Genomic DNA, 272 nt, shown 5'->3' with positions numbered 1-272 from the left:
GCTTGCGTAATCATTGATATTAGTCGGGTTAAGCCTCGAGCCCAGTTGAATGGCCTTTTTAGCTTCAATAAACCCTTCTTTCATATTGTAGATTCCTTTTTTTGCCTTGCTTAACCCCATGGATAGTGAAGTGCCAGGATTATCTTTGGATATAAGACCTTCTAAAAGGATGGCAATTCTTTGAGCCTGCATAAGCAGGTGTTCATCAGTCACCATCCCTTTCCCTTGCAGGATAATCAATTGACCATCGAAGTCGATATTCCAATACTTGA

At 40.8% G+C, this 272-nt stretch carries 1 protein-coding gene; it reads right to left on the bottom strand.

Annotation, left to right across the window (positions count from 1 at the left end; all coding sequences use genetic code 11):
- Positions 1-272, bottom strand: a 272-nt coding sequence (locus SB773_RS31815) for a hypothetical protein (protein ID WP_410594316.1), incomplete at both ends; no start/stop codon positions are given.

Source organism: Bacillus sp. SIMBA_074, from assembly GCF_046534555.1.
Classification (GTDB): domain Bacteria; phylum Bacillota; class Bacilli; order Bacillales; family Bacillaceae_G; genus Bacillus_A; species Bacillus_A mycoides.
The sequence above is the reverse complement of the archived record's forward strand: the minus strand, read 5'-3'. Positions and strand labels throughout refer to the sequence as shown.